The 25,980-nt window shown below is 40.9% G+C and carries 23 protein-coding genes; 13 read left to right on the top strand and 10 right to left on the bottom strand.

The annotated features are described in order from the left end of the window. Positions 1-22: 22 nt before the first annotated feature. The 11 genes from nosZ (at position 23) to ACKGJO_RS08360 (ending at position 11,089) form a co-directional block, all read left to right on the top strand. Entirely contained in the window at positions 23-1,999 is a 1,977-nt protein-coding gene (nosZ, locus tag ACKGJO_RS08410) for a Sec-dependent nitrous-oxide reductase (protein ID WP_411322972.1), read from the top strand. A gap of 81 nt (positions 2,000-2,080) precedes the next feature. After that, positions 2,081-2,650 carry a hypothetical protein gene (locus ACKGJO_RS08405; protein ID WP_411322971.1) on the top strand — a complete coding sequence of 190 codons (570 nt, stop codon included), beginning with the start codon at positions 2,081-2,083 and terminating at the stop codon, positions 2,648-2,650. A gap of 43 nt (positions 2,651-2,693) precedes the next feature. After that, the gene (locus ACKGJO_RS08400; RefSeq protein WP_411322970.1) at positions 2,694-3,167 is read left to right on the top strand and encodes a nitrous oxide reductase accessory protein NosL; all 474 of its coding nucleotides are present in this window, start codon (positions 2,694-2,696) and stop codon (positions 3,165-3,167) included. A 33-nt stretch (positions 3,168-3,200) separates the two neighbouring features. After that, complete coding sequence (locus ACKGJO_RS08395; protein ID WP_411322969.1) at positions 3,201-4,442, top strand: nitrous oxide reductase family maturation protein NosD; 1,242 nt, start codon at positions 3,201-3,203, stop codon at positions 4,440-4,442. Further along, the gene (locus tag ACKGJO_RS08390) at positions 4,439-5,149 is read left to right on the top strand and encodes an ABC transporter ATP-binding protein (RefSeq protein ID WP_411322968.1); all 711 of its coding nucleotides are present in this window, start codon (positions 4,439-4,441) and stop codon (positions 5,147-5,149) included. The genes ACKGJO_RS08395 and ACKGJO_RS08390 overlap by 4 nt, the downstream gene beginning before the upstream one ends. Further along, positions 5,146-5,937, top strand: a complete 792-nt coding sequence (locus ACKGJO_RS08385) for an ABC transporter permease subunit (RefSeq protein WP_411322967.1) — start codon at positions 5,146-5,148, stop codon at positions 5,935-5,937. The genes ACKGJO_RS08390 and ACKGJO_RS08385 overlap by 4 nt, the downstream gene beginning before the upstream one ends. Positions 5,938-6,182: 245 nt before the next feature. Then, positions 6,183-6,398: a hypothetical protein gene (locus tag ACKGJO_RS08380; RefSeq protein ID WP_411322966.1), complete on the top strand. Its 216-nt coding sequence runs from the start codon at positions 6,183-6,185 to the stop codon at positions 6,396-6,398. Beyond that, positions 6,395-7,804 (top strand): cbb3-type cytochrome c oxidase subunit I, encoded by a 1,410-nt coding sequence (locus tag ACKGJO_RS08375; RefSeq protein WP_411322965.1) that lies wholly within the window; start codon positions 6,395-6,397, stop codon positions 7,802-7,804. Before ACKGJO_RS08380 ends, ACKGJO_RS08375 begins: the two co-directional genes overlap by 4 nt. 4 nt (positions 7,805-7,808) lie before the next feature. Then, on the top strand, positions 7,809-8,378 hold the full coding sequence (locus ACKGJO_RS08370; protein WP_411322964.1) for a cbb3-type cytochrome c oxidase subunit II: 570 nt from the start codon (positions 7,809-7,811) through the stop codon (positions 8,376-8,378). Between the two features lie 4 nt (positions 8,379-8,382). Then, the gene (locus ACKGJO_RS08365) at positions 8,383-9,048 is read left to right on the top strand and encodes a c-type cytochrome (protein ID WP_411322963.1); all 666 of its coding nucleotides are present in this window, start codon (positions 8,383-8,385) and stop codon (positions 9,046-9,048) included. A gap of 106 nt (positions 9,049-9,154) precedes the next feature. Beyond that, positions 9,155-11,089 (top strand): heavy metal translocating P-type ATPase, encoded by a 1,935-nt coding sequence (locus tag ACKGJO_RS08360; protein ID WP_411322962.1) that lies wholly within the window; start codon positions 9,155-9,157, stop codon positions 11,087-11,089. Positions 11,090-11,714: 625 nt separating this feature from the next. Here ACKGJO_RS08360 and ACKGJO_RS08355 read toward each other — a convergent pair. From ACKGJO_RS08355 to ACKGJO_RS08320, 8 genes are all read right to left on the bottom strand, one after another. Further along, a complete protein-coding gene (locus ACKGJO_RS08355) occupies positions 11,715-13,934 on the bottom strand; it encodes a TonB-dependent receptor (RefSeq protein WP_411322961.1) in 2,220 nt (739 codons plus the stop codon). A gap of 77 nt (positions 13,935-14,011) precedes the next feature. Then, positions 14,012-14,818: a FixH family protein gene (locus ACKGJO_RS08350; RefSeq protein WP_411322960.1), complete on the bottom strand. Its 807-nt coding sequence runs from the start codon at positions 14,816-14,818 to the stop codon at positions 14,012-14,014. Positions 14,819-14,926: 108 nt separating this feature from the next. Beyond that, positions 14,927-15,370 (bottom strand): hypothetical protein, encoded by a 444-nt coding sequence (locus tag ACKGJO_RS08345; protein ID WP_411322959.1) that lies wholly within the window; start codon positions 15,368-15,370, stop codon positions 14,927-14,929. 131 nt (positions 15,371-15,501) lie between these two features. Beyond that, the gene (locus tag ACKGJO_RS08340; protein WP_411322958.1) at positions 15,502-15,948 is read right to left on the bottom strand and encodes a cytochrome c; all 447 of its coding nucleotides are present in this window, start codon (positions 15,946-15,948) and stop codon (positions 15,502-15,504) included. 33 nt (positions 15,949-15,981) lie between these two features. Next, the gene (locus ACKGJO_RS08335) at positions 15,982-16,362 is read right to left on the bottom strand and encodes a hypothetical protein (protein ID WP_411322957.1); all 381 of its coding nucleotides are present in this window, start codon (positions 16,360-16,362) and stop codon (positions 15,982-15,984) included. A 41-nt stretch (positions 16,363-16,403) separates the two neighbouring features. Beyond that, complete coding sequence (locus ACKGJO_RS08330; protein WP_411322956.1) at positions 16,404-17,753, bottom strand: TolC family protein; 1,350 nt, start codon at positions 17,751-17,753, stop codon at positions 16,404-16,406. Then, the gene (locus ACKGJO_RS08325) at positions 17,750-20,917 is read right to left on the bottom strand and encodes an efflux RND transporter permease subunit (protein WP_411322955.1); all 3,168 of its coding nucleotides are present in this window, start codon (positions 20,915-20,917) and stop codon (positions 17,750-17,752) included. Before ACKGJO_RS08325 ends, ACKGJO_RS08330 begins: the two co-directional genes overlap by 4 nt. 8 nt (positions 20,918-20,925) lie before the next feature. Continuing rightward, positions 20,926-22,017, bottom strand: coding sequence for an efflux RND transporter periplasmic adaptor subunit (locus ACKGJO_RS08320; protein WP_411322954.1), 1,092 nt, complete (start codon positions 22,015-22,017; stop codon positions 20,926-20,928). Between the two features lie 257 nt (positions 22,018-22,274). Between ACKGJO_RS08320 and ACKGJO_RS08315 the strand changes: the two genes are divergently transcribed. Further along, positions 22,275-22,901 carry a TetR/AcrR family transcriptional regulator gene (locus ACKGJO_RS08315; protein WP_411322953.1) on the top strand — a complete coding sequence of 209 codons (627 nt, stop codon included), beginning with the start codon at positions 22,275-22,277 and terminating at the stop codon, positions 22,899-22,901. A 74-nt stretch (positions 22,902-22,975) separates the two neighbouring features. After that, positions 22,976-23,725, top strand: a complete 750-nt coding sequence (locus tag ACKGJO_RS08310) for an SDR family NAD(P)-dependent oxidoreductase (protein ID WP_411322952.1) — start codon at positions 22,976-22,978, stop codon at positions 23,723-23,725. 74 nt (positions 23,726-23,799) lie between these two features. Here the strand turns inward: ACKGJO_RS08310 and ACKGJO_RS08305 are convergent, their stop codons facing one another. Together ACKGJO_RS08305 and ACKGJO_RS08300 are read right to left on the bottom strand one after the other, a co-directional pair. Further along, a complete protein-coding gene (locus tag ACKGJO_RS08305; protein WP_411322951.1) occupies positions 23,800-24,849 on the bottom strand; it encodes a COX15/CtaA family protein in 1,050 nt (349 codons plus the stop codon). Positions 24,850-24,870: 21 nt separating this feature from the next. Continuing rightward, complete coding sequence (locus ACKGJO_RS08300; protein WP_411322950.1) at positions 24,871-25,875, bottom strand: lipoate--protein ligase; 1,005 nt, start codon at positions 25,873-25,875, stop codon at positions 24,871-24,873. Positions 25,876-25,980: the final 105 nt, after the last annotated feature.

Here is a 25,980-nt window from a genome sequence, read left to right as displayed (position 1 = left end):
CAATCAAAAAAACAGAAATACTATGAAAAAACGAAAGCACAGCCATCTGTTTTGGATGCTTCCTGCTGTTGTTCTGTTAAGCGTCACGCTTTTCGGATGTAATGGCAGTAACGGAAATTTCAGCTCCAACACAGATGCCGCACAAAAAGTATATGTAGCTCCGGGTGAGCTCGATGAATTCTACGGCTTTATGTCCGGCGGATACAACGGCCAAATGGGGGTATATGGAATTCCTTCGGGACGCCACATCTTTACCATTCCGGTATTTTCGCAAGCACCGGTAAATGGATATGGTTACAGTGATGAAACCAAAGCCATGCTTAACACAACCCACGGTTTCGTGCCTTGGGGAGATGCTCACCATCCCGAGCTTTCTCAAACCAATGGTGAAACGGACGGACGCTGGATCTTTATGAACGAAAATAATACCCCGCGTATCGCACGTATTGGTCTTGATGATTTCAAAACCCAGGAAATTATTGAGATCCCTAATTCTGCCGGTAATCACGCCTCATCCTTTGTTACGCCAAATACTGAGTATGTAACTGCAGCAACGCGATTCAGTATTCCTATGGATGAAAATATGCAGAATATGGATGTTCCCATCGATACCTATGCAGATACCTTTAAGGGAACCATTTCCTTTGTGGAAGTATCCGAGGAAGGTAAAATGGCTATTGATTTCCAGATCCTGATGCCAGGATTTGACTATGACTTGTCTCATTCCGGTAAAGGTCCTTCTGACGGTTGGGCATTCTTTACCAGTTATAATAGTGAGCAGGCTCATACTTTATTAGAGATCAACGCTTCGAAAAATGATAAAGACTTTATCGCTGCAATAAACTGGCGTAAAGCAGCTGAATATGCAGAAAATGGTGAAGGCAAAATGATGCCCGGAAAGCACGTGCGTAACTACATTGACCACGATGAGGGCGGTATTGCCAAGACTGAAACCATAGACGAGGTGCGTGTTCTTGACCCGCGGGAGCTTGAAGGCATTGTTTACTTCCTTCCTACTCCAAAATCACCTCACGGTGTAGATGTTGACCCAACCGGACAATACATTGCAGCCGGTGGTAAACTGTCTACTGTCATTCCGGTTCATTCCTTTGCCAAGATGATCGATGCAATTGATGCCGAAGATTATGCAGGTGAAGTGATGGGTATTCCGGTACTGAAGTACGACTCCATATTGCATGGTGAAGTAGAGAATCCGGGTTTGGGACCTCTTCATACCGAATTTGATGGTAAAGGCAATGCTTACACTACGGCCTTTATTTCGTCTGAAATTGTGAAATGGGATGTCGAAACTACTCAGGTTCTTGACAGAATTGACGTTTATTACTCTCCTGGTCACTTAATGATTCCCGGTGGAGACAGTCAAAATCCTGATGGTAAATATCTGGTGGCTTTGAATAAGATCACCAAAGATCGTTACCTGCCAACAGGTCCTGAAATGTTTCACTCAGCTCAGCTGATCGATATTTCCGGCGATAAGATGCAATTACTGCTTGACTTCCCTACTGAAGGGGAACCTCACTACGCACAGGGTATTGCAGCTGAAAAAGTTATGGAAAATCAGAAACGTTTCTATAAGCTTGAAGACAACACGCACCCTTATCGTGCAACAACTGAAGCTCAAACTAAAATTGAGCGTGATGGTAATGAAGTGCATGTTTATATGACGACCATCCGAAGCCACTTTACACCTGATAACATTGAAGGTATCAAGGTAGGCGATAAGGTGTACTTCCACGTAACTAATCTCGAGCAGGATTGGGATGTACCCCACGGCTTTGCGATCAAAGGAGCAAACACTGCTGAAATACTGGTTATGCCGGGAGAAACCCTGACCCTTATCTGGGAGCCAAAAGAAACGGGAGTTTTCCCATTCTACTGTACAGATTTCTGTTCAGCGCTTCACCAGGAGATGCAGGGATATGCGAGAGTTTCTCCGGAAAATTCAGATGTTGAATTACAATACGGAACTGGTCAATGATGATTTGACCTCCATCATGGTTGGGGAGCTGATACCTCCCCAGCCTTTTCACTTTTATTTGTATTTACAAACGAGGTAATTATGAAAACATCACACAAAATATGGATGGCATTTGCAGCACTTTTATTGATCGGTGTTTACTTCGTTCCAATCTGGGGCATCAGCATGGAAGCTCCCCAATATCCTGAGGGAATTGGGATGAACATCATGGTTGATAATATTGAAGGTAAACAACCCCATGATCTTAATAACATCAATGGGTTGAATCATTACATCGGTATGAAATCGATAGAACCTGCATCAATACCAGAACTTAAGATCATGCCTTATATATTCGGGTTCTTGATCATTACCGGGTTGATCATTGCCGCAACTGGAAAAAGAACACTGATATTATATTGGCTGGGATTTTTTATCCTTGTCGCTATTGCCGGCTTGGTCGATTTTTATCTATGGGGATATGACTATGGACATAATCTGAATCCGGACGCTCCGATCAAAGTTCCAGGCATGACCTACCAGCCACCATTGATAGGCAGTAAACAATTGTTGAATATTAATGCAACCTCATTGCCACATATTGGATTCTATTTATCTTTGGCTTCAATGAGTATTGCAGGATTGGTTTGGTGGAGAAGCAGAGATCAGTAACCCTTCAAATTGAAAAATGCAGATAATATAATAGAGGTCGGTTATGAGGTTATTTAGAAATATTAAATTTATGGTTAGCGCTGTTGTGCTATTGCTTTTTGCAACGGCCTGCAGTCAGGAGCCGGTTGAGATACATTATGCAAGTGACGAATGTGCACATTGTAAGATGATGATCACCGATGAACAGTTTGCAGCCCAGCTGGTAACGGAGAAAGGAAAAGCACTTAAATTTGATGCCATAGAATGTATGGCCGTTTATCATCGTGAAAATAAAGATGATCTAAGCGGCTCCAAATTATGGGTCAGTAACTACAACGATCCCGGTACCTGGCTGGATGCCTACGAGGCACAGTATGTAAAGAGCGAGGTCATTAATAGCCCTATGGGTGAATCACTTTTAGCTTTGCCTACTAAAGAGGCGGCAGAAGAACATATTGAAGAAAGACCGGGGCGATTGCTGCTCTGGGATGAGGTCTCCCAAATTGAAATGAATTTGGGAACGGGAATGCAAAAGTAGTATTTCCGATATAAAAATAAATGGAGGTCAAAATTGAAAGGTTTAAAATACATAACCATGGCGGGAGTGTTTCTGCTCGCCGGTTCTATCGTATCGGCTCAAACTGTTACCGTTTCTCCTGAAGGAGAGGTATCAACAATTGCTGAGGGGCTGAAGCTTACCCAGCCTTACGATACACTTGTTATAAAACAAGGAACCTACCTTGAGTACAACCTGAAAGTTGATAAACCTATCACTATTCTAGGGGAGGGGCGGCCGGTAATTGATGGTGAGAAAAAAGGGTTTATACTGGTAATAACCGGTGATGACGTGACGGTAAAAGGACTTGAAGTTCGTAACACCAGTACCAGCTTTATGGAAGATTACGCAGGGATCCTTGTTGAGAAAACCAAAAATACGGTCATTGAGGATAACAGGCTGATTGATAACTTTTTTGGGATCTATCTTGCGGAAACTGATAAGGCTGTGGTTCGAAACAACTATCTTACTGCATCGGGAGAAAGAGAAACTTCATCCGGCAACGGTATTCATTTATGGTATAGTAAAGACACCAAGATTGAGGATAATTATGTGCGGGGCCATCGTGATGGACTCTATTTTGAATTTGTGGATGGAGCATACATAACCAATAATCTAAGTGAAGAAAATATTCGCTACGGCATTCATTTCATGTATTCTGATAACTGCAGTTACCGTGAAAATACATTCAGGGACAATGGGGGAGGAGTAGCGGTAATGTACACCTCTAATGTTGAGATCATTGGAAACCGCTTTGAGGATAATTGGGGATCATCTGCTTATGGCATGCTTTTGAAAGAGATCAACCGCAGCCGGATCGAGAATAATCATTTTGAGAATAATTCAGTGGCACTTTACATTGAGGCAACAAGCCGTAATGAGGTAAAAGGAAATACATTCCGTCAAAACGGTTGGGCGGTAAAACTGATGGCAAACTCAACAGACAACGTGTTCAGTGAGAATAACTTCATTGCTAACTCATTTGAAGTTTCCACTAATAGCCGAAGAAATTTTAATGAATTTACTGGAAATTACTGGAGTCAATATGAAGGCTACGATCTTGACCGGGACGGTGTGGGAGATGTTCCGCATCATCCGGTGCGGTTGTTTACCATATTGGTTGAGAAGCAGCCACAGTCTTTGCTTTTACTGAGAAGTCTGTTGATCGATATACTAGATGCCGCTGAAAAAGTAATGCCTGCATTGACACCTGAAACCCTTATTGATACCAAACCACAAATGGACCAGCTACAATGATTGAACTAAGAGGATTAAAAAAGAATTTTGGTCAATTGACCGTACTTGATGATCTGGATCTGGAAATTCCTTCAGGTCAGGCCACTGGAATTGTAGGTCCAAATGGATCCGGAAAAACAACAACGATCAAAAGCATTCTTGGATTGGTGAAGCCAACCAAGGGGGAGATCTTGATCAATGGAAATATAGTAAATGACCGGTGGGAGTACCGCGATAAGATCGGTTACATGCCTCAGGTGGCTCGCTATCCGGAAAATATGACTGTAGAGGAATTATTTCGGTTCATAAAAAATATCCGGGGAGATCAGCCTTCATCTGAAGAAGAATTGATCAAACACTTTGGACTGCAAACGGAATTAAAAAAACGAATGCGAACTCTATCAGGAGGTAACCGTCAAAAAGTTGGAGCAGTCTTGTCTATGATGTTCAATCCGGAAATTCTCATCTTTGATGAGCCTACTGCCGGACTTGATCCCCGATCAAGTGTACAGTTCAAGAAAAAGGTGGTTGAGTTAAAAGGACAGGGTAAGACCATTATGCTAACCACTCATATTATGAGTGAAATCGAGGAACTGGCTGATCACCTGATCTTTATTGTAGAAGGTAAGATCAAGTATCACGGACCGATGGATGAATTACTGAGTAAACATAAAGAGCAGCGTCTTGAGGGCGCGGTTGCCAAAATGATGGAGGAAGAAGCGGCATGAAAACATTAACCATACTGAATTACCAATGGAAAGACCTTGTACGAGGCAAATGGATCTTCGGATATGCATTGATCTATTTGCTGATCACAGATGCCCTTATTCGTTTTGGAGGAGCGGGACCAAAAGCTTTGCTGAGCATCTCAAACGTGATGCTGCTCCTTATACCGCTTGTGGGAATGATCTATGGAGCATTGTACCTGTACCAATCCCGTGAATTTACTGAGCTCCTTCTTGCTCAACCTTTAAACCGTAAGACCCTGTTTTGGGGGCTCTATGGCGGGCTCGCTATACCATTATCTGCAGCTTTTATTCTGGGGACTCTTTTGCCAATGCTTTATAATGGTATGCTCTTTGGTGAGCAGATCATGTCCATTTTGTTGTTGCTTGGTTTAGGATTGATACTGACGCTTCTCTTTACGGGAATCGGATTTTGGCTGGGACTAGCATTTTTTGAAGATCGTATCAAAGGCCTGGGATTTGCCTTGGTCGGCTGGCTGTTTTTAGCTGTGTTGTATGATGGATTAGTTCTGTTGACAATCTTTGTTTTAGGCGATTATCCGATCGAAGAACCTATGCTTGCATTGACCATGCTTAATCCAATCGACTTGGCTCGTATAATTGTGCTGCTTGAGTTTGATATTTCCGCTCTGATGGGATACACCGGCGCTGTATTCAATCGATTTTTCGGGAGCTTTTACGGGATGATCACTGCCACTGCGTTTATGGTGGTATGGCTGATACTGCCACTTGCGGGTGCTACGAGAAGATTTCGGAAGATGGATTTCTGAGAAAGTTAAATGAAGAAGATCATGATTATCATTTAGCTAAAAGCTTGTTTTGTTATAACAAGTCATAGATCTGGCGAAAAATCATTTTCTTTTAGGAGGCATTAAATCTGGCGATATTATTTATATAGTGTCATCAATCGTATGTATTGTGCGTGTTTTATGGTCCTATCGCTTGAAGAGTAAAATATGAACGTTTTACGTATTTTTATTTTTATACTCTAAAGCTCACTCAAACCAAATAGCTAATGGATTTTGGTTCCGGAACAGTATCTATCTTTTCTATCTCAGTGCTAATGGTAATTACAGCATTGATAATATTGGTATTTACAATAAAAAAAGGCTTCATCAAAAACCTAAAGCAAGATGCCATGATACCTTTTGAGAAAGATGAACCTGTAGGGGAGCCCACCGATCAGCTCTTTAGGGATGATGCTGATGAATCTGACAAAGAAAAAGCATGAAGCTTAAGAAATTTGACAGCGTAGCTGAAAGGCGAAATTATATAGATCGGGATTCCAGCAAGGTACTTCTTTCCTTCTTTACATCCGGAATGATCTGGTTATTGGTTGGGTCTGTACTTGCCATTTTGGCTTCTTTTAAATTACACATGCCTAATTTTTTAGGTGACACATCCTGGTTGACATTTGGAAGGGTTCGTCCACTTCATCTTAACACGATGGTTTATGGATGGGCTTCTATGACTGGAGCCGGTGTGGCATTATGGTTGTTGACGAGAACACTTCGCATCGTAATACCTATTCAGAAGGTTATTCTTGGAGGACTGATCTTGTGGAATATAGGCCTTACAATAGGTTCTTTTCAGATCCTCGGTGGTTATTCAAGGGGCTTGGAGTGGTTGGAGATCCCGTTCTCCTCAGCCATACTCATGGTTATTGGTTTAGTGCCACTGCTCATTGCTTCTCTGACTATGTTGGCAAACAGAGCAACTAAACAACTCTATATTTCAGTGTATTATATCATTGCAGCTTTTATATGGATCTTTGCATTACTTCTAGTTGCTTACATACCTGAGTTTGATACTACAGTACAAGGTGGAATGAACTGGTGGTATGCACACAATGCGCTTGGGTTGTGGTTTACTCCAATTTGTCTCGCAGCAGCTTACTATCTTATTCCCAAAGTTACAGGCAGACCGATTTATAGCTACTCTCTTAGTCTGTTAGGTTTTTGGACCTTGGCACTGTTTTATAACTGGAATGGTTTTCATCACCTTATCGGTGGGCCAGTGCCAACATGGGCAACAACCATTTCAATTGCTGCAAGTGTCATGATGATCATTCCGGTCGTCACTGTGGCTGTTAACCATCATCTTACCGTTGTGGGTGTATTTAAGCGTGTTATTAATTCTCCAACACTGAGATTTGTTGTATTTGGAGCCATGAGTTATACATTCGTAAGTCTTCAGGGTAGCCTTCAAGCCTTGCGAAATGTAAATGAAGTGGTTCATTTTACTCATTATGTGATAGCGCATGCTCATATTGGAATGTATGCATTCGTGACGATGGTACTTTTTGGCTCTATGTACTACATAATGCCGAGAATTACAGGAAATGAATGGCAATCGAAGAGTAGAATTAAATGGCACTTCTGGCTTAGCGCAATTGGTATCATACTATATATAGTGGCCTTACAAATTGGTGGAATATGGCAGGGCTTTCTTATGAATGATCCGGACATGCCTTTTTTAGATATAGTTGATAAAATGAGGCCGTTTCTGGAATCTCGCTCTTTTGCTGCAATATTACTGACAACCGGTCACATAGTATTTGCTTACTCCTATTTTAAAATGCTGAAAAGAGACTCTAAAGACAGAACTGAAACTGTAACTCAAAACCGCGACGACTGAGATCATGGGCAATAATTTAATATTGATTTTTGGAGCCGTTGCTTTGTTCATTTCGTCCATGGTAGGCTTGGTATACATTCCACAAATATTGGCAGATAAAGAAATAACTACTGAGCAATACGTGGCACCGAATATCGAAAACGGACATAGAATATATGTCAGAGAAGGATGTGTTTATTGTCACACCCAACAGGTAAGGCCCAAGGGCTTTGGTGCAGATTTTGAACGTGGCTGGGGAGAAGCTTCACTTCCGGAGGATTACAAAGGCCTTACTCCACATGTTTTAGGTACAATGAGAACCGGCCCGGATCTTGCTAACATTGGAAGAAGGCAACCAAGCAGAGACTGGCATTATACTCATCTGTTTGCTCCCGAATCTGTATCGCCCGGTTCAATTATGCCACCTTTCCCATGGCTTTTTGAAGTAATTGATGAAGATGAAGCTACTAACAAAAGAGTGGTCAATTTACCCGGTGATTTTGCAATTGAGGGTAAAAAGGTAATTCCCACAGAAGAGGCCGAGCATTTGGTAGATTACCTTCTTTCACTAAATCAAGAGAGAACAGAAGAATAGGATTATGGCAAAAGAGGGCACAGAAAACCCAGATTCATTCGATGATAGCAAGCAAAATGATCGTGAGGATATTTATGATATTCATCAGGCTGCATTGCGAGAAAAGACATTACCTGAAGAGGGAAATGAAACAGGACCTTGGTGGTTATATGCAGTAATATTGATGACTTTTGCATTTGGATTTTTCTACACCGGATATTACTTCGGTGAGTTCAGTTACAAGCCACATCAGTTATATATTTCACAGGCTGAAGCTGAGGCACCTGTTGAAGAGGAAGAGTTGACTCAAATGGAGCTGGGAGAAAATATATATGGCAGAGTCTGTTCAACATGCCATCAGTCGAATGGGGAAGGCGTTGAAGGCGCATTTCCAACCCTGGCTGGTACTGATTATGTGACCGGAAATGTAGGACGTTTTGCAGGAATCATTATCCATGGATTATATGGAGAAATGGAGGTAAATGGAGTTAGTTATAATGGCAACATGCCGGCTTGGGGTGATCAGATTTCAGACGAGGAAGTGGCTGCTGTTATGACCTATGTAAGGAACTCATTTGGCAACAACAGCGCTGATGTTCCGGTTGACAGTATCAAAAGTTACCGTGAAACTTACGGAGATAGAACATCTCAGTGGGAAGTTGGCGAGCTTAATGATACATTTCTAAATTAGTATATTGAACGATTCAGTTTCAAAGATAACATCATGCGACCACTGTGGATTACCAGCGAGAAGATCATCTGAGAGAAAACTTACCTTTTGCTGCCACGGTTGTTCAATGGCACACCGGCTACAGATAGGAGAAGAGGGACAATTTCATTTGCCGGAAGAACTGCTAATAAGATGGGTGATTTCAGCGGTCTTTGGGATGTTATTGCTTTTTGTGAGTTTGACCCTTCATTTTGATTCTGATACCCCTGCGTTTTTTATCTGGTTTTCGCTTGTGCTCAATACATTGATCTTACTGTTATTGGGTAAAGAAGTGCTCATGGTAACCATGGAGGAATTCCAAACACAGCGATTCAGCTTAGGTACGCTGATCTTTTTTGGTGTTTTTTCCTCTTATTTTCTTTCTGTTATTAATGTATTTCGAGGGGTTGAATCTGTTACTTATTTTGAAACCTCCGGTATGATCTTGGTTTTCTACATTGGAAGTCTGTTGATCGATATTTACCTGAAAAATAAAATTAGAGCCTATAGTAAAAAATGGAAACCTGAAGCTCCCAGCCTGCTTGTAAAGAACAGAAATGGTGTATGGGAAAGGGTAAGTTCCGAAAATCTCAGTGAAGGTGATGAGATTAAAACTGAAGCAGAAAAGGTCATTCCGGCAGACGGGATTCTTAATTCTGAATGTGGCTATGTGAAAGAAGCCCACTTGACCGGGGAACCCACTGCAATTCTGAAAGAAAAGGATGATAGAATAATAGCCGGATCAATAGCTTTAGATGATGACTTAGAAATTCAACTAACATCTTCTTTTTCGCGATCATCCCTATCAAGTTATCTCGAACAATTTGAGTGGGAGAAAAAGAAACTTTCGACTTATGAGAACATCTCCAGTCGTGCCGCAAGTATATTGCTCGGTACAGTCGTATTTCTTTCAGCTATAACCCTGGCGTATTATCTCTGGATGGGAGAAACAGGTTCAGCTATCAATAATTTTTTGTCAGTATTGATAATTGGTTGCCCGTGTGCATTTGCCATAGCAACACCTGCGGCTATTTGGATCACTCATAAGAGTCTTCATGACCAGGGAATATTACTTAGAACTGGTTCTCAGGCAATTGAAGAACTGGCTCAGGTTACTCATATTATCTTTGATAAAACAGGTACCATCACGGGTCCGGCAGATGTGCAAAATGTAGAAATTTTAGGTAATTCTGAAGTGAATGATCAAACAATGTTGAAATTACTAGTCGGAATTGAAGCCATTGACGAACACCCTATAGCAGAAGCAGTAAGAGAGTATGGTAGAGACAATCAGATCGATCCACATCATTTATTAGAACTTAAGAAAATTACCGGGCTTGGGATCACAGGGTTATGGATAGACGAAGATAACCGAAAACATGAAATTGAACTTTTGAACCGTGCACACCCTGAAGCTGAATCACTGGATAAGAATAATTTTGGCTTGTTCGTGGACAAGGTGATGGTGTTAAAAATGGAGATCTATCATCCTTTAAAAAATGATGCCAGAGACCTACTTCAGGATCTTACAAAAAATAATTATGAAGTTTCAGTTTTATCGGGTGACCCGGAGCCACAGGATGAGATCTTATCTGATAAGTGGACATATAGAGGAAATATGAGTCCTCATGAAAAGGCTGAGTATGTTGAGAGAAAAAGGAAGGGAAAGGCTAAAGTTCTTTTTATTGGTGATGGTTTGAATGACCTTTTGGCCATGGCAAAGGCCGATAGCACCATTGCAATGTTTGAAGGATCCGACAAAAATAAAGTAGAAGCCGATATGGTATTTTATAATCCTGATATTAAGCAACTTCAAAATATATTATCTCAGGCAGAACGGACTAAAAAGACCATTTATCAAAACTTTTTCTGGGCCTTAATTTATAACGTAATTGGGTTACCGCTGGCTGCTACGGGATTTTTGACTCCGTTGATTTCAATTGCAGCTATGATCTTGTCTTCCATCTTTGTTACTACAAATTCTTTACGTTTGAGCACTTCTGAACAGATAATTTATGATTGACGAATAGCTGATCCCAGGGAATTTGTAGTTGCGTGTATCACTATGACCTTCTAAAAAAATAGGCATAATTGAGAGAGGTCTTGGCAATGTTAAAAATAATTTGCCTTATGCAATTATAAAAAAAGTAGAAAAGGAGACGAGTCCGTTATTTATCAACTCCTGCAGAAGTTATTGGTGATCATACCTTTTTGTAAAATTCTATTTAAAGCAGGAAGAAGTGATAATGTGAAAGCTGCTTCTCTTAGAATTTTATGCTAAACCACGCTCGCACTTTCATATCAAATATCCGATTGACCTGATAATATTGTGTTATCGGATTCGGATACCTTTTTAGTGATGGAATATATCGGCGCTGTATTGAATCGATTTCTATCAGTTTTTTAGAGTGATCAGAGCCATCTTGAGCCTGTTGGTGGGGCTCGCACTACCACTTTCGGGCGTTACACAAAGATTCAGGAGGATGGTTTATAGTGGTGATATTTAAAAAGCAAACTGCTCTATAATTTATTCTGATGATCAAACGCAATTATTGGAGTAAGAAATCAACTTATCAAAATAAAAACCCCTCTCCGCTTTTACACGAAGAAGGGTTTCCTCTTAACCAACCAACCATCAATCAACTCGTTCAGAATTGATAACTTAGGGATATCATTAAATTTCGCCCGGCTTCGGGAATATTCCCGATGCTGGTATGTGTGTGATAGTAGTGATCCAGAATGTTATTCAGGCTGACTATGCTAGTTAGGTCACCATCCATCCATCTGCGTTCAAATGTGAGATTGAATATTCCGTAGGCATCAGTTTGGTCTTCAATAGAAGAGATCTCTGCAATTCTGTTTTGCTCTGCAGCCCATTCAAGATCAGCCATGAACATGTTCTTTCCTCTGTGATAATGCAGGGTAGTATTTCCTTTCAGGGGTGGAATAAGCGGTAATGGTTCGTCCAGCGTTTGATTGTTAGCATAGAGATAGGATATCCGGTTTTCCATGGTGATCATCCTACCCAAGTCGTTTATGCTTCTGAACTCTGCTCCGGTTATTACGGCATCTCCAACATTGGCGTATTGCTTAAAACGAAAATCATTGTTACCTGAATCGTTTGCCAAAATCCCGTCGATATAATTGAAATACTGCTTGTGAAATAGAGTGAGAGATAAAGAATGGCGTGCAGTCTCCCAAGTCGCGTTGATATCTGAGTTTACACTGCGCTCAGTTTTGAGCCATGGATTCCCATCATAGAAATATCCATCGGTGTAGTTGTAGATGTAATGCCCAAACAGCTCCATATGGTTACCCATACGTTCGGAATAAACCAGACTTCCAGATAAGCTCCAGTTGTTATCGATCATCCATAGCAAACCTGCTGATCCGGAAAGCAAGAATTTGGATCGGGTTCCAGGTGTTTTACCATATAGTCCTTCAAAGAAAGAAGCGTGAGACTCACTGTCGGTACGAAGGCCTTTATATCGCATGCTTTCTTCAACTTTCAGTAGAACATCGTCAGAAAGCTCTATTCTGTGCCGTAAGCCAAAACTAACGTTGTTGGTCTTAACTTCATCCAGGTTGTATATCAACATGTCATCTATAGAAGGATCGAGGCTTTCCATAAGCATATCTCCAAAGGCGTCGGAAGTAAAGCTATCTATAAACCAGTCGAACTGATGGTTAATAAGCGTGGCGGCCCCGTTTAATTTTGCACCATAGGTTGAAGTTGTACCATACATAGGCATATACATACCTCTCATCACCGTTCTGTTGGCAACGTCACGGCTGTAATCATCCATAGAGTGACGAATACTATTTGCGTATATCTGAGCCGTGCTAAACCGAAAAGCTTGTTCTGAAGGAGCAAAGTTAAATTTGATCTGCCCGATGTCAGCCAATGCTTTTGTGGCATCCATGAGCAAGGCGGGGTAGCCAATGTCGTAGGCCTTATCTGTGATGTAGCTGGCTTCTAAAGAATGCCGTGAGGGAAACGCGTGGCGGTAGTTGACGCTTAGGTTTAATTTTTCGTACTGTGTATTCTGTATGGTTTGATCATTACCAGCCTTGAAGTCATCGGCCTTTTTATAACTGCCGGAGAAACGCACGGCATTTCTTCCTGAAGGATCAGCTGTGTTTCCGGTTAAGCTGAAGGTTCTGTATTGATCAGGTGCACGGTAGGAGGTGTTCATGTTGACCAAAGTTGTGTTTTGTTCTGCCTTTTGAGTAACAAGATTTACTGTACTTACCCCCGTTCCATTCTGGGCTACACCGGTTCCGCTTTTATCGATCTGCAGTTTAGACAGATTATTGGCTTCCACATAAGATGTGATCGGGTCCATTTTATCGACACAGGCTTTAAAGACCTGCATGCCGTCGATCACCAGATTCATTCGTTGATCACTTTGTCCACGAACAGCGGGTTCCCATCCGAATGCTCCCCGTTTGGTGGTTGAAACACCATCAATATTGTCAAGAAATTCATCCATACCCTGACTTGCTTTTCGGTTATGATATGCATGCACGTTCTGATCGCCCTCTTGATTGGCTATAACAAGTAATTCAGTTTGATCCCGAAATATTTCCGGCTTCAGATAGATCACCTCAGTATCGGTTTGAAGCCGGATATTCTTAGTAGCATATCCAACAGCGGTGATGGTCAGATGTGAGTGTTTATCAAGATCGATTGTGAAGATCCCGTTAACGTCTGTGACAGTAACTACAGAATTAGGTGCATCTTTAATATGAGCCTGAACAATGGCTTTTTTGGTACTTCTGTCAGCTACTTTGACAGAAATCTGTTGAGCCTGAATTGATTCAACTCCAAACAGAAACAGGCTGATAATTAGAATTATATGTTTCATGACCTCTGGATATTTTTTAAAAGTGAATGAGCTGTCAGTGTCTGATAACATCTGACAGCCATTCGGGTTGAAATGAGTTACTTGGCGATGACCGAGTATTCAAAAACGACTTCTGGCAGTGTGTCGTTAGCTACCACTAATTCTACGGTTGTAGTCCACAGACCGCTCATGCTATAGTTGATGTCACCTTCATAAAAGCCATTACCAGTGGCTACCGGTGGAGTGAAAGGGGTTGAATGCCCTGAGCCTCCACCCATATCCATGTATGGGTAGATTACCAACTCTGCATCAGAAACGGCCGGAAAGTACATCATGCTTTCACGGGTATGGATCAAAAAGGTCAGATCGTTGTTACCACTCATTGGTCGTTGTGGTTCGTACCAGGTGATAAAATATTTTTTACCCGTATCATCCTGAGTGTTCATGATCTTCCAGGAGGAATTGACATCTAAAGGCATTTCACCTGTAATGGTCGCATCGTTTTGTGTAGTAAACTCAAAGTTTATGGTCCAATTACCCATTTCACCACTTGGCATGATGAACACAGCAAGATTGCTTAGGTAGGAATCATCCAAAGGATCAGGTGCAGGCTGATCAAACGGAGTGGAATGTGACATGGTAGCCATTTCCATGATCGGAGTGATTGTAAAAGATTGAGGGGTGATGGTATTATCGCCTTGTTTTATCTTCCAGTATAAGTGATTGGCGCCTATTTCAATTTCTTTGGGAGATTCAAGTGATACGGTATAACCATCAACGGTAACTGAATTCACGGGAATGAGATCCAGATCCGGATTATTATTGTCTGTAGATTCGCAAGAAATGGCAATAAATAAGAGTGCTGCCACGGCCATTAAACGGCCAAGCATAGTTTGAATATTCATGATATAGAACGTTTAGTTTAATTGGGTAATTAAAAGGATATGGTGAGCCACGGTCTGAAACGGTTCAGAACAAAAGTTCACCGAAGTAAATAAGAAAGGGTGTATAAACTAAACGCGGGGAGGCCTTAGCAGGTCCTTATAAGCCCCGTTTAAAACGTGCTCTGTGGCGGGCATAAAAGAGATCTCATATTCATTGGGATAAATATGAATGAGATCCTGAGTATAAGTTGCATTGACCTTTGATGAAAAGATCAGTGCCTGAGTTGTGTCTGTATTATTATTGTGTGGCAGATCGAAATAGCAAAATTCGCCATGAGTATCTTCGCCATGATGATCATTATCAGTTGCCGGAGTATTATGGTGACAAGTGCATACTGTTTCACCTTCATCAACTTCACAACTGCAAAATGTAACTTCGCAATATGAGCCGCTATCATGACTATGAGTATGATTAAGTATAAATCCGAAACCTAACCAACCCACAATATTCCATAGCAACACCAATAGGGTCGCGTAACCGGTAATTTTGTGATATGTACTATTCAGACTCATGACTCTTAAATTTATATCATATATGTGAAGAATGATTGAAGATAAATTTAAATAAAAAACCAAAATGGACGACCTTGTTACAACATTTAAAAATTATAAGGATTTAGAATAGTTTGACCCACATCAAGAGTCTATTCTACTGACTGTCTGGCTTGAATGATCTCATTTCTAAAACTTGTGTGACAGCTTACGCATCCTTTCTGTATGATCTGATACTTTTCCAATATACTTTCCATGTTACCGTCTTTAGCCGCTACCTTGAGGGAATCAGCTGTGTCATGTACCAGTTTGTCGTACTGACCAAAAGCCTGCATCCTGTTGCCTAGCGTTTTCTTTAGAAACGATCTGGTTTCATCGGAAAGTGGAGGGTGTTCATTAATGGCAGCGGCGCCCTGCTCTATCAGTTCATAGTTCTCAGTGTAGATACCTTCATTTATGATCTGCATATCAGCAGAGATGAGGCGCATGATGGTTTGTAAGTCCAGTGAGTCATTGTTTTTTGGCTCATGCATAGTTATACCTGATAGAATAATTCCGGACATAAGCAGGATGGTAAAAATTGTGATCTGGTTTTTCATAACGGTTGCCTTTAAGAGGGTTATATAGTTAATTTATTTTTTGGTCATCTTCAGACTCAAGAAGATCAATAGCCAAATAGCAGTCCTGAACGACATTGCACCCAGACTATCTGTTGCAACACCTGTATTTATAAGGTAAATGATGCCAATTATCACCAATACTAAAAGATTGATAATGAATATGATTAAGGCGGTAGTTTTACCTTTTTCTTTATTTTTCCAAATCTGATAACCGGCTATTAGATAAACAAATCCCATAATATGATTGAATATCAACAATGGCAGAAAAACATAATATCCCGGGTCAGAGTCAAGGTACAGAATGCGAGAACTTGCAATCAGTGTAATAATTCCAAAGATTACTGCGACCACTGAAGCTATTTTTTGTATCAGACTGTGTTCTTTAAGTATCATTTAAAGGTGTTGGGGGTTATACTTTGTAAGACCTATCATGATCAGTTTTTGTAAAATATCTTGCCGCTGAGATAAAGTAAGGTTGTTTCTGTAAGTTTTACTTTATACTGAATTTCAGAAATTTTTAATTGTGCATTATGTAGAGATAATTGCGCACTTCTCAATTCCACCCCGGTGATCAAGCCCCGTTCAAATGAATCTTTAGCTCGTTCATAATTTCTTTCGTAAGTTTTAAGATTATACCTTTGAACATCTAACTGTTGCTTGTGGAATTGATATTGTTCCCATGTATTATCAAACTTTGCCTGAAGCTGCAGTTTTGTTTGGTCTGACTGGAGTTGATCTTGTCTGATATTTGCCTTTGCATTCTGAATGGCTTTTTTAGTTCTGCCTCCGCTAAAAATGGGAATATTTAAAGTCAGCCCACCTGTAACACCAAGCTGTTCTTGCATTTCAAACTGACCATCTGTAGCAGTTTGATGGGCATAACCATATTGGGCGTTTGCTTTAAGCGTTGGATATAGGTTGCCTTTGATGAGACTCTCTTCAAGTTCGGCTTGCTTAATTCTTTCCTTTCGTACACTCAGGATCGTGTTGTTATCTTCAAGCGACTGAGAAAGCTTTTGATAGTCGGGCTCAAAGTTCAGAGATAGTTCTTCTTCCAGGGGTATTTGACTTGACACGTCCCACCCGATCTCTAAATGAAGATTCCGGTAAGCAGTGCTGTAATTAAGTTGTAGTTCAAGGTATTCTGTACTGTCTGTTTTCAGATCTGCAAGCGCCTGCAAGTATTGCTGCTCGTTAACCTGACCGAATTCTCTTCTATTCTCTACGATCTTGAAACGGTTTGTACTTTGTTCTAGCATTTCTGCTTTCAGTTCTATGGCTTTTTGAAGGGATGCTACCTGAACGTAACGTTGTGTTACATTTAAAATGGTCTGTTCCATTTTGGCCCTATGATTCAGTGCTGCTACATCTTGTCCGGTTTTCAGTATTTTATATCGGTAGTACCCTTTCATACCATCAAATATCACAAACTCTGTACCAACCCCCGCCTGTAGCTGAGTTGAGTATACTCCGTCATATTCTATTGAGGATGGAGGTTGTGAACCTGCCTGAGGATTGATCAAGTTTTGAAAAAATGAGCCGGGCGTCAGCTCAACATCATTATAGGCCCAATTCATGCTACTGATGATTCCCAGTGTGGGAAGCTGACCAGCATTACCGCGAGTAGCAGAATTTGCAGCCTTTTCCGCCTCTATTTGGCTGATCTGAATGTCGTAATTATTTAGTAAGGCAGCGTCCAGAGCTCCGCTCAAAGTGAGTGTATCCTGTGCCAAGGTGATATCACACAAAAAAACCATAAATACCACAAGTATTAGTCGTTTCATATCTCTGTCTTTTTATGATGTTCTTTAAGTTGAACCGCGGGCTCAATACTTTCGGTTGTTACCTTATCTTTACCCATCAGTTTCAGGGATTTTAATTTGAGTTCATTCCAGATAACTATAAAAGCAGGGGCTAATGTCAGGGAAATAAAGAGTCCAAAAATCAGGCCGTAGGCAATGGAAATAGCAGGAGGGCGAAGGAATGCAGATGCAAGCCCACCCACAAAGATCATAGGTACAAGCCCCGCCACTGTGCTCAAGCTTGTGAGTAAAATGGGTCTGAAGCGAGATTGAACTGCATCTTTCAGGGACTCCTCAAAATCCATACCAGCAGTCAGGTTGTCATTGAATGCCGTGATCAGTACCAAAAGGTTGTTTATGAGAATGCCGACCAAAGCGATCATACCGATGAGTGAAAAAATATTCATTGTTGCCCCGTGGATCATATGTCCGGCAACGACCCCAACGAAAGCGAATGGCAGCGAGAGTAAAACCAAAAAGGTTTGGCTAAACGACTGAAAATTGATGATGATCAGCGCCAGCATGAATACCAAAATAAAAGGAGCTACAGATTTCATGGCTTCGGTAACCTTTGCGGATTCCCGATTCTGTCCTTCTATTGAAAATGTGATGTCCGGAAACTCCTTACTTAAATCAGAAAGAATATTGGTGTCAATATCTCCAAGAATAGCCGGGGCAGAAAGAGAGGGATCGGCGAGGTCAGCATCAACTCTAATGGTGCGGTTACCATTTATGCGGTTGATCTGGAGCAGTTCATCCGTAGGGTAAATTGTGGCAACTTCATTTAGAGGAAAAGATCCTGAAGGAGTACGGATCTTCATATTTTTTAGATCGCTAAAACTTGTGCGGCTATTTTCAGGAAATTTGACCCAAACCCGCACATCATTACTTCCACGCTGCAGGTTCTGAACCTCCATACCAAAAAAGGCGCTTCTAACCTGCATTATTAGATCCTGAAGGGTAAGCCCAAGTTGTTCTCCTGATTTACTCAGTTCCAGATGGAGTTCGGGATTTCCTCGCTGGTCAGTATCTGCCACATCCACCAGATCACGCCTTTGTTCCAGTGCTGTTTTAAGTTTGGTGGATGCCTCCTGTATTTGAGTCAGATTTTTTCCTGAAACAGAGATGTCAACCGGAAACCCACCGAACCTTTGTTTTGCTGTTGCACCCATGAAACGTAGGTATTTAGCCTCAGGTATTTCACCTACTTCCTTCCTAAACATATTGTTGATCTTGTAAGAAGGAATACCACGTTCTTCACCACCTAACATAACCACCCGAAGCATTCCTTCATGTGAGTTTGGCCCCAATACGATTTCAATATTGCGGACGACATCTTTTCCATCCTCACGTTCGGATGTTAACTGCTCACTGACGTTTAAAACGCTGTTTTCTATCTGTTCCAGTTGTAATTTAACTTGTTCTTCCGGTGTTCCAGGTGGTAATTCCATGGTGATCAACTGGATATCGTCATCAAGGTACGGAAAGAAAGTTACCGGCAGGATACCGATCCTGAGCATTAAAATAGAAACGAACATTAAAATCACAAACCCGCCCACATTGATCCATTTAAAGCGATGTGATACCAGGTCGGTAAATGGCATAAACCATTCATCCCTGAACTTTATCAGCATTTCAGTGAAAAAGATCTCGAACCGGGTTTGTTTATTTTCTTTGGTAAGCACCTTAGAACGGGTCATTTTAGCCGGTAAGAATAAAAATGTGATTATCAGCGCTGCTAACAGGGCGCTCGTAACCACAAATGAAACTTCTGAGAAAAAAGCACCTGGTTTTCCAGGAAGAAAAAAGAAAATGCTGAAAGCCACTGCTGTGGTGAGAAGCGATATAGTCATTGGAGCAGCGACCTCTGCAGCTCCATCACGCGCAGCCAGGACAGGATGCTTATCGAACTCGGCATAGTGGCGATATATATTCTCAGCTACCACAACTCCGGTATCAACCAACATACCAAGTACTAATATAAAACCAAATATGGATACAACATTTATAGTCAGGTCGTATCCAAGCAGAGCAAAAATAAAAGATCCCAGGAGTGCAAGAGGTATGGTCAAAGAAACCCAAAAGGCAATACGTTTATCAAGGAAGAGGGTTAGGATAATCAATACCAAAATCAAACCTGCTAACCCATTTTCCCAAAGCGCAGCCGCCCTTTCGTTCACAAATTCTGAAATATCTTCTATGATAATAAGTTCGACACCTTCATGCTTTTGATTGAAGGTGTCCATAAAGGTTTTTGCTTGTTGCGCTACCTCAATCAGGTTTTCATCATTTGTAGTTAAAACCTGTATAACTACAGATTGATTACCATTTAGATATCGTTCGTAAGATCTATCATTAAATTGTTCTTTTATGGTTGCGATGTCTTTAAGTAGAACTCTTTGTCCTTCAGACCCGGATCTAACCACGATTTCACCGATCTCGAGAGCGGTGTTCTCCTTATTTTTGGTACGTATCTGCCAGTTTGCCTGATCGAGTTTCAGTTCACCGCCGGTCATATCAATATTATTTGATCTTACGGCTTCTGCTACAAGCTTAAAGGTTAGTCCGTATCGATCCATTTGTGGATCATTGAGCTCGATCACGATCTCTTCTTCAGAAAACCCATACAAATTCACGTTCGAAAATTCTTTTTCGATCATAAATTCATCTCTTATCTGCTCAGCATAATCTTTTTTAAGCTGTAGCGGTATGTCACCAATTAATGCCAGGGTAATGGTTGGATTCAACATTTCCTGTTTGAATATAACCGGGCGATCCATTCCTGTAGGAAAATCACTTATCTGATTTACCGCATTCTCAACATCAGTCATCACGTGGTCAATATTGGCCCATTCAAATATTTCAACCGTGATTCTTCCAGTGTTCTCTTTGGAAAAGGAGGTGAACCTATCCATACCTGAGATACCCCTTAAGTTCTCTTCGATCCGTGAAATAGCTCTTTCCTCTATTTCCTGAGGTGATGCTCCGCGATAAATTACATTTATATAGATCTCCTTGGGAGCCTCGGATGGGTCCAGTGTATATCTGACCTGACTAAAGCTAATAATTCCAACCAGTAAGGTAAGGAGTAAGCCAAGGTTAACCATAGCCGGATATCGAACAAAAAAGTTAATTAGTTTTTTCATATTCTGGCCTATTGTAAAATGAGTCCGTTGTAAGCAAGGTCTGCGTTTTCGACAATACGATCGTGGTTTCTCAAGCCACTGACCCAAACGTGTTCATCTTCAATATCCATAACCTCAACTGGCGTTTGCTGGATCAGCGTATCATTGACCACATATACATCGCCCGTTCTTAATAGTGCTGATTTGGGAATACGTGAAAGAGACGCCTGCTTTGCAGAATGAATGGTACCTTCGAGGTACATGCCTTCCCTTAAACTATTTCCTTCAACCTGCAGGTAAATGGAAATCATCTGTGTTCTTGGATCTACGGAAGGATTAATGCGTTGAATACTGGCTACCCACGCCCTTTTTCTATCTTGATCAAATACTTTGATCTCATTTCCAATTTTGATAAGATCTATTTGCTGCTGATCTACGGAAGCTTCAAGGGTAAAGGATGTTGGATCTACCAAAGTGCCAAGGTTGAATTGTGGTCCTACAGTCTGTCCGGGTTCCGCGTTGGCTTTAGAAAGTGCGCCTGAAAACGGGGCTTTTATGGTAAATTTTTGAAGTTTGGATTCAGCGCTTCTGATCTGGTAGTATGTGTCAAAAACACCACGAGAGCTTAAAAACTGCTGAAGTTGAGGTTCCTCAATATGAGGCAAGGCCGGTAGTTTTTTTTGCGGATGTATGGATGAATACCAAGAGTCTATTTTCGGAAAAAATTCAGGGAAATCCATCTTGACGTCGGGTAAAACCGTTGCCACCAGTGTTATGAAACGGCTCTTTGACGCTTGAATTTGAAGCCGAAGCTCTTCACTGTCAAATTTCAAAATGGTTTCTCCCCGTTCATAAGTAATGCCTTCCCTGAAAGGTTTGTCAGGGGGCAGAATCTTTCCCTGAATTTCGGGAAAGATCATTAACCGATTATCTGCCTTCAGGCGTCCATTTAATGTTACAAATTGTGGGCGATCTTCAAGGTTGACGGTTATGAATTTTATATTGCTAGCCTCAGTTTTTTGAGCTGTTTGTTCAGGCGTTACTGCTGTTTCTTCTTGTTCCCCGGAGTTACAAGAAATCATAAGGGCCGGAAGCAGTAAAATTACTTTAAAAAATTTCATATACATAGATTTACGATGCAAGAGTGAAAAACAGTTTAAGGTTATTAATCACATGATTCAACCATATGGTTGGTCTAAAATTTAAAACTGATGGTTTTATTTTAAGGGTAATAATAACATATATATACAGTAATTTTAATCCTAAATCATTGGTCATAATCTAGTATGCCAATCAAATAATCCAACCAAATGGTTAGTTTTTGTGCGAGACTTTTGTATGTTTGTATAATTCAGTTGAAAATTAGATTAAGTAATCGATGAAAAAGGAAAATTCAGAGCTGTCATCCACAGAACTTAAAATATTTGAAGCGGCACGAGAAATATTTCAGGCAAAAGGCCTGGAAGGTGCCCGAATGCAGGAAATAGCTGATAAAGCTGACATCAACAAATCGATGCTTCATTATTACTATCGTTCTAAGGCCAAATTGTTTGAGAAAGTATATCAGCTGTCGGTAATAAAACTAATACCAAAGATCACTGAATTGTTGAATGAGGATCTGCCATTAGAGCAAAAAATCAGGAGTTTTGCAGATAAGTATATGCAGATCATTAAGGTAAATCCGGATATTCCTCTATTTGTACTACATGAGATGAACAAAGATCCAAACAGGCTTCAGAATTTTATGTTAGGTCAAATAGGAGAGAAAGTTCAGCCGTTTTTACAACAAATAAAAGAAGAGCGAAAAAAGGGAAATACAGTAGACATGCCTGCAGAACAGATCATGGTAAACATCATGTCGTTGATGATATTTCCATTTATTGGTCGGCCGGTTTTTAAAGCAATATTGGATAAAGATGATGAAAAATACAATGCCTTTATGGAAGAGCGGCATAGGATGCTTCCGGACTATATAGTCAGTATTGTGATGAAAAAAAGCTCATGACAGTCAATTTCACTACAAATTCATATTAGCTTCTTATATGAAGATACATGTTGTAAATAAACGGAGAAAATGTCATGGGAGTATTACAGGATAAGGTTGCCATTGTAACCGGTGGGGCGAAAGGAATTGGAGAGTCAACGGCGCTTCTTTTTGCGAAAGAAGGAGCCAAAGTAGTCGTGTCTGATATTGACGAAGAGAACGGCAAAAATGTAGTTGAAGCTATCAAGGAAAACGGGGGAGAAGCGATTTTTTTGAAATCAGATGCTTCTAAAGCCGAGGACCATGAAGAACTCGTAAAAAAAACAGTGGGTACTTATGGTAAACTTGATATAGCTATCAATAATGCAGGCATTGGTGGTCCTTTGTCTAAAACTGCCGAATACCCAATTGATGGATGGAATAACGTTATCAACCTGAATTTGAACGGGGTATTCTATGGAACCAGATATCAGATTGCTGAAATGCTAAAAAACGGTGGGGGCAGTATTGTGAATATTGCTTCTATTCTTGGACAGGTTGGAACCGCTAACTCACCGGCATACGTAGCGGCTAAGCATGGGGTTGTTGGTTTGACAAAAACCGCAGCCATTGAATATGCGAAGGAAGGCATTAGGGTTAACTCAGTGGGACCTGGCTATATTAAAACCCCATTATTGAATGCGCTGGATGATGATACTCTTGAAATGCTGAAAGGAATGCATCCCATTGGCAGATTGGGAAAGCCTGAAGAAGTGGCCGAGATCATTCTTTGGCTGGCATCAGATAAAGCTTCTTTTGTTACCGGTAATTACTACGCTGTAGACGGAGGATATTTGTCACAGTAAAGATCGGTTCAATTAAAGAGAATCAACCTTAAAAGCTCCTCAAACTATTATGTTCGGAAGCTTTTTTAGTGAGATCATACGAATTCAGTATACAATTCGCGGTATTTCATCTTATGCCATAGGGCCAGTAAAACACCCCAGAAGATTACAGCTACAGCCTGATGCAGTACACCAAGTGATATTGGTACGCTGTAGATCACTGTAAAGACCCCCAGTAGATACTGCAGTACAAGTATGGCTAATAATGAAGTGCCAAGTTTCATCAGATCAGTGGTGCGATCTGACTTAAATAATTTCCACCAAAAGGCTAGAACCACAACCAGTAAGATGGTACCGTTAAGTCTGTGAATCCATTGTACGGTTCCGGGATTTTCAACCAGATTCCGTATAAAAGGATCAAGCATAGAGTATGTTGGTGGTAACCATTCGCCACCCATTTTCGGAAAGTTGTTATATATATAACCGGCATCGAGGCCTGCAGTGAAGGCACCGTAAATGATCTGAAACCATAGTAATACACCGATAGAGTACATCCATTTTTTGAATGGTATGGTATCCGCTTCACCTTTTTTAAGGCTGCTGTGATACTTTACGTCCAATGCCAGCCACAGGCAGTAGGCAAACAAGATAAGTGCGAGGGAAAAATGAATAGCCAGCCTGTAATGACTTACATAGGGTACGTCCGTTAAGCCACTTTTAACCATGATCCAACCCATTGCCCCTTGTGAAGCACCCAGAAGAAGAAGCACCAATAATCGTTTCAATAATTTTTTGTCAAAATAACCCTTCACCCAGAACCAAATAAAAGGCACAATGAAAATGATACCAACCACGCGGCCTATTAGCCGGTGAAGATATTCCCAGAAGAAAATGGTCTTAAATTCATCAAGCTTCATTCCGGCATTTATTTTCTGATACTGAGGAAATTCCTTGTATCTCTCAAATGCCTCATTCCATTCAACTTCATTCATTGGCGGAACCGTGCCCATGATGAGATTCCAGTCGCTCATGGAAAGGCCGGAGTCGGTTAAACGGGTGATACCGCCTATAATAACCATAAGGGTGATTAAGATCACTCCTGACCACAGCCAGAGGTAAACAGGGCGCTTATAATTGGGTGTCATATAATTCAAATATTTAAATAGTTAGTCGTCTTCTCCATAGATGAGATCTAAGAATTCTTCTCGTTCAATGTTGCCGAAGTAATCTTCTATATCTACTTTTTTGATCGATGCTGCAATGTCTTCCGGTTCATATCGAACACCTTGCAATATATCTTCGACCTCATGAACTGCTTCCTGACCGAAGAAATCTCCGTAGATCTTTAGGTTCTTAATGTGCCCTTTTTGAATGTCCAATCGCAGGTCTATTTCACCAACAGGAAAACGCTTAGTACGCTGAATGTTGAATTTAGGGGATTTACCGTAATTCCAATCCCAGTTTCCGTATTTTTCTTCCTTTAAATCGTGAACCGATCTCCACTCGTTTTCAGTTAACCTGTAGGTTTCGAAATTCTCCCGGTCCTGATATAAGCCATCCAGAATTCGTTGTTTGAAGTCCGGCAATTCCATGTCGTTGGTGTCCAGAAATTCAATAATATTAGATACCCGGCTCCGTACTGATTTGTGACCCTTAGACTGGATCTTGCTCATTTTAACATTCAGTGCATTGGCTACCTCTCCCAGATCGCTGTTAAATAAAAGAGTTCCGTGACTGAACATTCTCTTACCCGTTGAAAACTGTGCATTACCGGAGATCTTTTTGCCGTTGGCTAAAATGTCATTTCGCCCACTCATTTGAGCCGGTACTCCCATTTCCTTTAAAATCCGGATCACGGGCTCGTTAAATTTAAGAAAGTTATTAAGGTTCTCTTGCTTGTATTTGGTTATGAAACTGAAATTCAAATTTCCATGATCATGATAGACTGCACCGCCACCTGACATTCTTCTTACAACATGAATATTGTTATTACGCACATAATCATCATTGATCTCCTCCAGTGTATTCTGATTTCTTCCGATAATGATGGAAGGTTCATTCACATAAAAGAGCAGATAATCTTCTGAATCACCAAAATTTCTCAATGCATATTCTTCGAGTGCAAGATTGATCTGGGGCTTGATGACTCCCTCATTATCTATAAAGACCATTGTTATCTGATATTATAATATTTAGAATAGAATTTTAGGTTACCAAATGTGGGGTACACAATTTATATAACCGCATTAGTCAGTTGATCTTCAGAACGGAAAAGG

Origin of the sequence: Gracilimonas qinghaiensis, assembly GCF_046602855.1 — a bacterium.
GTDB lineage: Bacteria > Bacteroidota > Rhodothermia > Balneolales > Balneolaceae > Gracilimonas.
The sequence above is the reverse complement of the archived record's forward strand: the minus strand, read 5'-3'. Positions and strand labels throughout refer to the sequence as shown.